This window comes from Kitasatospora sp. NPDC059817 (assembly GCF_042731835.1).
Taxonomy (GTDB): domain Bacteria; phylum Actinomycetota; class Actinomycetes; order Streptomycetales; family Streptomycetaceae; genus Kitasatospora.
Genome location: NZ_JBHWIR010000062.1, coordinates 22,542 through 30,784, shown reverse-complemented (window position 1 = coordinate 30,784; position 8,243 = coordinate 22,542). Strand labels below are relative to the sequence as shown.

Annotated in this window: 6 protein-coding genes; 1 reads left to right on the top strand and 5 read right to left on the bottom strand. The window is 67.9% G+C overall.

Annotation, left to right across the window (positions count from 1 at the left end; translation table 11 throughout):
- Positions 1–526 precede the first annotated feature (526 nt).
- The gene (locus ACFV61_RS16010; RefSeq protein WP_380492165.1) at positions 527–1,177 is read right to left on the bottom strand and encodes a DCL family protein; all 651 of its coding nucleotides are present in this window, start codon (positions 1,175–1,177) and stop codon (positions 527–529) included.
- Positions 1,178–1,522: 345 nt separating this feature from the next.
- On the opposite strand from ACFV61_RS16010, the gene ACFV61_RS16005 reads away from it, so the two are divergent.
- Positions 1,523–2,809 (top strand): hypothetical protein, encoded by a 1,287-nt coding sequence (locus ACFV61_RS16005; RefSeq protein WP_380492163.1) that lies wholly within the window; start codon positions 1,523–1,525, stop codon positions 2,807–2,809.
- Between the two features lie 178 nt (positions 2,810–2,987).
- Here the strand turns inward: ACFV61_RS16005 and ACFV61_RS16000 are convergent, their stop codons facing one another.
- Genes ACFV61_RS16000 through ACFV61_RS15985 form a run of 4 tightly spaced genes read right to left on the bottom strand, consistent with a single transcriptional unit; the run spans position 2,988 to position 8,125 of the window.
- On the bottom strand, positions 2,988–4,145 hold the full coding sequence (locus tag ACFV61_RS16000) for a TniB family NTP-binding protein (protein ID WP_380492161.1): 1,158 nt from the start codon (positions 4,143–4,145) through the stop codon (positions 2,988–2,990).
- A gap of 4 nt (positions 4,146–4,149) precedes the next feature.
- Entirely contained in the window at positions 4,150–6,279 is a 2,130-nt protein-coding gene (locus ACFV61_RS15995; RefSeq protein WP_380492159.1) for a transposase, read from the bottom strand.
- The gene (locus ACFV61_RS15990) at positions 6,276–7,046 is read right to left on the bottom strand and encodes a TnsA-like heteromeric transposase endonuclease subunit (RefSeq protein WP_380492157.1); all 771 of its coding nucleotides are present in this window, start codon (positions 7,044–7,046) and stop codon (positions 6,276–6,278) included. The genes ACFV61_RS15995 and ACFV61_RS15990 overlap by 4 nt, the downstream gene beginning before the upstream one ends.
- Positions 7,043–8,125, bottom strand: coding sequence for a TniQ family protein (locus ACFV61_RS15985; RefSeq protein ID WP_380492155.1), 1,083 nt, complete (start codon positions 8,123–8,125; stop codon positions 7,043–7,045). Before ACFV61_RS15985 ends, ACFV61_RS15990 begins: the two co-directional genes overlap by 4 nt.
- Positions 8,126–8,243: the final 118 nt, after the last annotated feature.

Sequence of the window (8,243 nt, the reverse complement as noted above, 5' to 3'; positions counted from 1 at the left end):
ACGCCCGCGGCACCCTGCCGCGGGCGTGGCCGCCTGGCGTCCGTGCGGGGAACGTCCGTGGGGGGGCACGTCTGTGGGGGTGGTGTCGGACGGCACGAATGATTTCAGTCGCCGAGTCGTTGACCTGCGAGCTGAAACCTTTCGTGCGGTGGTTCTTGTGGCTTTCACCGCACGAAAGATTTCAGCTCGCACATGGCTACCTGTGGCAGGCAGACAGCAGTCACGCTCGGTGACCCGACATGGCAGCCCTTGCGACCCCTGCGAGATCTGGACGCGGTGGACGACGACGAGGCGGATACTGCGTGACTCGGTGCAGCCCCGACGACGGGGCGCCTTCGCCATCGAGAGGCTCATCGCGGCCGCGAGGACGAGTGAGCGCTGCCTCGGCTCGGGCCAGCGACCGGGCATGAGCGGGTGGGGGATTGTTTGCCGGTTGACCTGGGGAATGGCTGACCGTCGACAGTTGAGCTTGGGAGGACGGCCGGCGCGGGCCGCACCGATCGGTGTGGCCCGCAGTTGTCGGCGCTCAGTCCCGAGGGCGACGCAGACTCTCCGTCGCGGTCAGCAGGGCGAGGACTGCACGCTCCTGGTGGAAGGCGTGCCACCGCGCGGCGAGCTTGCGGTCAGCGAACATCGCGAGTCCGAGCGACGTGTCCGTGTTCAGGTCGATCGTCTCCGACCTGCCAGCTTCCGCCACAAACTCGGTCGCAAGGTCGTGGAAACCTCGGCCCCGGAAGTACGAGACATGGGCTCCGGCGGCCTCCAGTGGCAGGCCGGTCTCGTCTGAGACCAGGGTGCCTGCCTTCTCCCGCTCCGTCAGGTAGGCGTCCCGCTGAGGCTTCACCTCGGTTCGCATGGCAGCCACAACGCGCTGCTCGTGGGTTGGCGGTGCCAAACAGTCCTTGTACGAGAACGGCACGTGGCGGCCGTCGGTATGGACAGCCTCGGGCCCCTTGTAGCCACCGCGGGGCGTCATGATGACGCGAAAGTGGTCGACACCCGGACCGATCTTCTCTGCCGCCTTCGGGTGCATGGCGACGAGATCTCGCAACAGTAGGTCGTCCTCCTCCCGGTCGACCACGGCGTTGAAGTCGTACCTGTCCAGCAGGGTGCTCACGGCTTTCCTCCGTGCCTCCTTCGTGCGGTACGTGCGCTCTCCGATCATGGCTGCGGGCATGTCGAACTCTCCTTCGGTCGGGGAGGGAGCTTGCGGTCACACAACGCTAGGGCACGCGCACCGACCAGCAGGTTTGGTTTGACAACGAGCTCGCTGCATGGGTTTGAATCCCATGATCAACAAACATCACGCCTCGGACTGTGCATAATTGCTGCCACGTCAACTACTACGGTGCGTAGGAGAGGGTCCAAAGCCGTGAATCGTTCTGACCGATCATGGGAAGAATTCCGGGCGCGGATAGCCGCGCTCGGAGGCGAAGTTCTCGAACCACGATGGCTAGGCAGTGGCAAGCCTCACCGCGTGTCCTGCTCTGCCGGCCACTTAGCCACACCGAGTCCGGGCAACGTGAGGAAGGGCCAGGGCATCTGCCGGACCTGCGCAGGGAACGACCCGAAGGTTGCCGAGGCGGCGTTTCGCGCCCGCGTGGCCGACCTCGGGGGCGAAGTCCTCGAACCGAAGTGGCTCGGCAACAATGAGCCTCACCGCGTCCGTTGCGTGGCCGGCCATCCATGTTCCCCGAGGCCCAGCGACGTCCAGCGCGGGCAGGGTATATGCCTGACCTGCGTCGGACATGACCCGAAGGTTGCCGAGGCGGCGTTTCGCGCCCGCGTGGCCGACCTCGGGGGCGAAGTCCTCGAACCGAAGTGGCTCGGACGCCAGGTACATCACCGCGTCCGCTGCTCCAACGGCCACGAAGCTACCCCGAGGCCCAGCGATGTCCAGAAGGGTCAGGGTATCTGCCGCCCATGTTCCGGCCGCGACCCCGAGACGGCATGGGTACAGTTCTGCGCCCGTGTGAAGGGACGCGGCGGCGAAGTCCTCGAACCGCAGTGGCTTGGGGCGCTCAAGCCCCACCGGGTCCGCTGCGCGGCCGGCCACGAAGTCACGTCGACGCCGGCCACCGTCCAGCAGGGCGGCGGGATCTGTCGGACCTGCGCAGGGAACGACCCGAAGGCGGCCGAAGCGGCCTTTCGCGCCCGCGTGGCCGAGCTCGGCGGCGAGGTCCTCGAACCGAAGTGGCTCGGAGCCGGAGTACCGCACCGCGTTCGCTGCGCGGCTGGCCACGAGTCGATGCCTTACCCGACCCACGTGCAGCGCGGCATCGGCATCTGCCGGACCTGCGTTGGGCTCGACCCGAAGGTTGCCGAGGCGGCGTTTCGCGCCCGCGTGGCCGAGCTCGGCGGCGAGGTCCTCGAACCACTCTGGCTCGGAAGCCAGGTACGTCACCGCATCCGATGCTCCAGCGGCCACGAGGCCACGGCCATGCCATCATCCGTGCAGCAGGGCGTCGGGATCTGCCGGTACTGCGCTGGCTACACCTGGGATGCCTTCTATGTTGTTCAGCACCCGATCAGCGGTGTTATCAAGCCTGGTATCACCTCCGGCGACCCTCGGCCAAGGCTTCGAGACCATGCCTCCGACGGTTTCACGACGGTGCACCGGATTTATGCGGGCCTGCCCGACGACGTCGCACATCCCCTCGAGATTAAGCTCGCCGATGAACTCGAAGCCGCTGGCTGGCACCCCGCTCGAGGCCGGGAGTACTATCCGGCTGGCGCGCTTGAGCTCGTCCTCACCATGGTCGACGACGCTCTTCGCGGGTACGACGACATGACGCCCGACGCGGCTTGATGGCCGGTGTGCTCCCACTGGCATTGAGCAACCGGTGGGAGCACACAGCGTTCACTCTCGGGCCAGCCGTCCATCGAGGATAATCACTCGACGTGGTGACAGGCTGGCTCCAGCCTCGAATACGCGATACCTAAAAATGCGAGCCCACCAGTCTCAATCCCCGGTTCCCACCGAGGCTTCAGTTGGCTGCCGTCTCTCCGTTGTTACGCTCGCTCGGCGCGATGAGGGGCTGGGGCTCCTCGTACCATGAGGTGTCGTAGGTGGTCTGAGCGTTCTCGTTGATCACGATGGTGCTCATGAGTTTGCGGTCGACGGCTTCGGTGCCGGTCATGACGGCTTCGGCGGCGGACTCCCGGATCAGTTCCGCGAGCGAGCTGATGTTGCCTCCGGTGCGCTGGTGGAGGTACTTCCAGGCTCGCTTGAGAGTTCCGGGCTGGTGCCGGTAGAGCACGAGGGCGTCCTCCATCGACGCGATGACGCTGACCCAGTCGGCCTTGTCCTGCCGCGTCTCGATGGAGAACGGCTCGATGTGAAGCAGGGTGTTGCGGCCGGAGGTCTGGGTGACGCGGGAACCGCCGGCGCCCTCCAGGAACAGCCCGGAGTGCTTGAGGTCGACACCGGTGTAGATGAAGGTGGCCGCGGTGTGGTTGGCGATGAACTTCAGATGGTCGTTGACGACCTTGCCTTCCCTGAGCGACAGGTCCATGAAGTGGGCGTCGTCGATGATCACCAGCTCCACGCCGCAGCGGCGCATCTCGTCCAGGAGCCGGTTGGTGATGGTGCTCTTGGTTGCGCCCGAGCGGTACCCCATGCCCATGTAGTCGGCCAGCGCGATGGACAGGTCCTTCGGGGTGGCCTGGGAGGGGATGTTGACGTACACCACGGGCGTGTAGTCGATCGAGCGGTTGTCGACGCGGTAGCTGCGTTCGAAGCGCTCGGGGAACTCCTGGCGCAGGCCGTGCTCGAAGTCGTAGCCGAACATCTTGACCAGGGTGGACTTGCCCAAGGTGGTGGGGCCGTCCAGGACGATGCCGCGGCGGGCTCCGGCCGGCTGGTGGGCGTTGGTGACCATCCGGCGGCGGATCTGGTGGTGGATGGCTTCCATCTTGGCGGTGCGGACGATCACCAAGGCACTGTGGTGGGCGTTGCGGGCCTTGTTGTGGAGGCTCTTCTCTCGGGCGCTGAGCTGCTCGTACAGCTCCAGGGAGAGCTTCTCGGGCTTGAGGGGCGGCTCGAAGTCGAGGTACGCGCGCCATTCCTCCTTCGTGCGGGGCTCGGAGAGGCCCGGGTGCTCGAAGTAGTGAGGTTCGTCGTCGGGGAAGGCGATGGCGGTCACGTGCTCAGTTCTCCTGGTGGATACGTGGGTTCCACACCGTTGCGGGTTGGATGGCGTCGAGATCGAGGTCGTCGTCCTCGTCCGGCAGGTCGGGAACGGCGTGCAGGCCGGTGATGGTGGGCTTGCGGGTTTCCGGAAGCGGAGCGGGCGGCGGCGCCGGCACGGCCGGGGTGGAGCGCAAGGCGTCGGCAGCCTGTGCGTGGGCGCGGTGGCGGTCGCGGGTCCAGCGCTTGCGGGTTCCCTTGGTCCAGGTCTCGGGCGCGTCGGTGCGGTTCTGCAACTCCCGCAGCGCCTGGGCGATGCTGGCCTGCTTGGAGGCGTCGGATCCGCGTTGGAGGAGGAGGCGTTTGGCTTCGCGCAGGGTGATGTCGGTGAACGGCTGCAGGTCGCTGAGCGCATGGGTCCACCGCAGCGTGTACCACTTCTTGTCGCGGGGGTTGTGGAAGTAGACGTGCAGGAGATTGCGCGGGTCATAGCGGATCGGCCACAGCTCGTTCGGGTAAGGCGACTTGGCCTTGCGGAACTGGTAGAGCACGTCGGCGTTGTAGACGAGGTGGTTGATCTCCACGCCGTAGGAGTTGATGACCCGTCCGCCGCTGTCGGCGATCGGCAGCAGTTCGTAGTACAGGCTCGGATCCCTCGGGCAGTCGACGAAGCCAGCCGAGCCCAGGGCCATCGCGTACGCCTCGTTCGGCGAGACCTCCAGGTCGGGGAAGCCGTACAGGTGCAGTCCGGAGTGCGGGTGCTGCTGGTAGACGGCCACGACGTACTCGGCGAAGAACTCGGCGATCTCGTCGATGCTCCAGCGGGCCTGCTCCTCGACGGTGCGGCCCCGGGTGGCGACGTTGAAGCCCTTGTAGCCGGCGACGTGCATGGAGAACTGCTCGCGGATGGTGCCGAAGAGCCGTTCGATGTGCGGCTTGTCGGTGGGCTTGAGCTTGCGCGCGTCCTGGATGTCGATCTTCCAGGAGCGGCAGGCACGCCGTACCACGTCGGACTGATAGGGCTTTCCGTGGTCGAAGAGCAGGGTCTCGGGATAGATCACCGGTCGGGCGGCGGCGTGGGCGAGGCGCTCGTCCAGCGAGAGCAGGCGCTCGTAGGGCACCCGGAGCATCGAGTAGCGCAGGGCGTCGCCCCATGCCGGGCGCATCGGCTCTGGCGTCATCACGTCCGCCAGCAGGAGGCCAATGTCGATGGCCTTTGTGCCAGCGGGAGTGAGCCGCCAGGCCAGGATCGAGCGGGTCGCCACGTCGAGTGCGACGGTGAGTTCGACCCCGTACGTGCTGTCGGTGGCCGCATCCCACGCCAGGACGTCGAGCGGCGTGGTGTCGAGCATGACGACCTGGCCGGGGCGGTGCGCGATGACGTTGCCGAAGGTGCGGTCGGGCTGGTTGGCGGCCGACTGGCGCTGGTAGGCGGGATCGGAGGGCCGCCGGTCCAGCAGCGTCTTGACCAGGCGTCGGAAGGTGTCCTCCTTGGGCAGCAGTACCGTGCCCTCGCCGTAGTCGGCGTCGAGCCTGTTCTGCGTGCGCCTCAGGAACCGGGTGGTGACGGCGGAGGAACTGTCCATCCGTTCGGACGCAGACTGCTCGCGGATCGCCTGGATGACCCGCGGGTCGGTGTTGCGGAACGGGTTGCGGATGCGTGTCTTGCGCCCGTCGACCAGTGCGAACAGGCCCTTCTCGTCCCACTCTTCCAGCAGCTGCCAGAGGCGGCGGGAGGTGCGGCCGAGTTCCGCGGCTTTGGCTTCGATGCGTTCGGTCACCGGGAGGGTGGGGTCGTACTGCGGGCGGGGCTCGCCGGCCAGGGCCTTCATCGGGTCGCCGGAGCGAAAGCCTGTGGTGGCCTCCCACAGGTGAGCCTCCAGGTCCAGGGCCGCCTGGCGGACCTCGGGGGACACGGTGGCCAGTACCCCGCCCGGGTCTAGCCCCACGTCGTTGCTCCCGGTGCCGGGCGGCGGCTCGGCGTGAGCGCGGAAGGAGGGATCGGCCAGCAACTCCGAGAGCATGATGGTGATCCGGTGCCCGGTTATGGACCGCAGCCGCACCAGCGCGCCGTCGGTGCCCACGACCTGGTGGCGCTCGTCCTCGAACTCGATCCAGTCCTCGACGGCGATGCGGTAGCGCTGGTTCATCGCGTCCTCTCCGAAGCAGGAGCGGCCCACACCCGGGTGTGGTCGCGAAGCGGCCGGTCGATGTCGAACAGCAGGTGGTGGTGCCACATCAGGTGGTAGATGACCGGACGCGCTACCTCGGGGTCATGGCGAAAGCCGACCAGGTCTCCGAGCGCGATCGGCTGGGTGGCGAGCGCGAGGATCGGATCGACCAGATCAGCGGTGGCGTTCAGCGGCCGGCGGTAGCCGCACAGCCATTCGACAGTTGCCCACAGCTGGGGATCGGGGTCACCGACCATGCGGTAGTCCCAGCCGAGGTCCTGGCAGGCATTCTCGGTGCGCTCGGCCTGCTGGACGACGCGGAGCTTGGCCAGTTGCTGAGGGTTCTTCACATCCAGCAGGAGCACCGAGCCGTTGGTGCGGCGGACGAACAGGTCAGGGACGTGCGTCCACTTCCCCTGGGCGTCAACGCCTTCGAGGATGAACGGCTGCGCGGCGAGAGCGGCGACCCGGGAGTCGAAGTCCAGCAGCTTCATCCACTTGGCTTCGAGGTAGCTCTCGTAGTCCAGGACGGCGTCGCAACTGGCTGCCCAGTACGAGCCTGGGGTATGTCGCATCCCCGCGTACGAGGGGATCTCGCGAGCGGGCAGGCAGTCCTCGAAGCGCACCGTGGCCGCTTGGGAGGCGGGTATCAGGCGCTCGGTCTGCTGGGCGTCGTAGTAGTGGACGAACAGCTGGTCGGGCGCATACCTGACCGGCCGCAGGGTCCGGGTTCTCTTCGGACTCACGTCCGTCCTTCCTCAAGGGCCGTGTCGTGGATCGCTCCGGTGGGCGGCTGCTCGCTGCTGTCGTCGCTCAGGCAGGCCGGGATCGTCAGGGACTCCGGGGCGGAGCGCTGCCAGCGGGCCAAGGCGGTGCTCATCGCAGTCCGGCGCGGGGCGACCAGCAGCGGGGCCGTCAGGGCGAGGACGGCGGCCGCGTGCGCGGCAGTAGGCGGGGCCATCCCGAGCTTGGTCCGGGCGCCGCCGTGGCGGGCACGCCGGCGCACGTCCTGGTAGGCCGTGAACGCCTCGGCGGCCTCGGGAATCAGCGCCTGGCAGCTCGCCAGGTCGCTCGGTACGGCACCCGCTCGGGCGGCAGCGGCCAGGTAGCGCAGGGCGGCGAAGAAGTCAGCCGTCGCCACCGCCCGCCCGGCGACCACGGCCGGGCCCCCGTGCGCGGCCTCCAGCACCAGCTTCTGCACGTCCACGAGTTGCACCGGAACGGTCACGGACGGCAGCTCGGCCAGAGCCTGCTCACAAGGGACCGATCGCCGCCCGGGAGCCACTGAGCGGCGGTTGTTGCACCGCCGCAGGTCCAGGACACCCGATCGGGTCGGCAGACCGCCGGGATGCCCGGAGTGCGCGAGCCCGAACCGGTCACCGCATATCGGGCAGGTGTCCACCAGCAGCACCCGGTGGACCGGACACACCGCCGCAATGCCCAGGCGCCACCACAGCTGCCACACCGGACGCTCGCCCAGGCACTTCGGGCACGCCCGGGTGCCGGTGAACAGTGCCCACTCGCGGTTGCTCAGCCGGGTCACCGACGGCGGGTCGGCCAGGTCCAGCCGTGAGAAGTCCAGAACACCGCCCGCGTGCCGGGCCAGTTGCATGAACCGCAGCTCGATCTCGTCCAACCCGGTCGCCGCCCCGATCCGGCGCGCACCCAGCTCCGTCAGCGCCACGCCGTAGCACACCGGCCGCACCGCGCGGTCGCTCGAACGGCACTCCAGCCCCAGCCGCCGCGCGGCCTCACCAGGCGTCAGCTCCAGATCCACCGCGACCCGGTCCATCCACGAGGGGAAGGACTCCCCAATCACTGGCACCAACACAGAGGGGAGCCTGCGCGGGACCGCGGACGGCAGCCGCCGCACCTCGGCTCCGCCTGTTGCCAGGGTCGGCACATTGGGATCAGGCAGTGGTTGTGCCGACGCGGACATGCGA

What these genes read in the sequence shown, in the direction of transcription:
- ACFV61_RS16010 (WP_380492165.1), bottom strand. Translation starts at nt 1,177, where the DNA reads ATGCCCGCAGCCATGATCGGAGAGCGCACGTACCGCACGAAGGAGGCA.
- ACFV61_RS15995 (WP_380492159.1), bottom strand. Translation starts at nt 6,279, where the DNA reads ATGAACCAGCGCTACCGCATCGCCGTCGAGGACTGGATCGAGTTCGAG.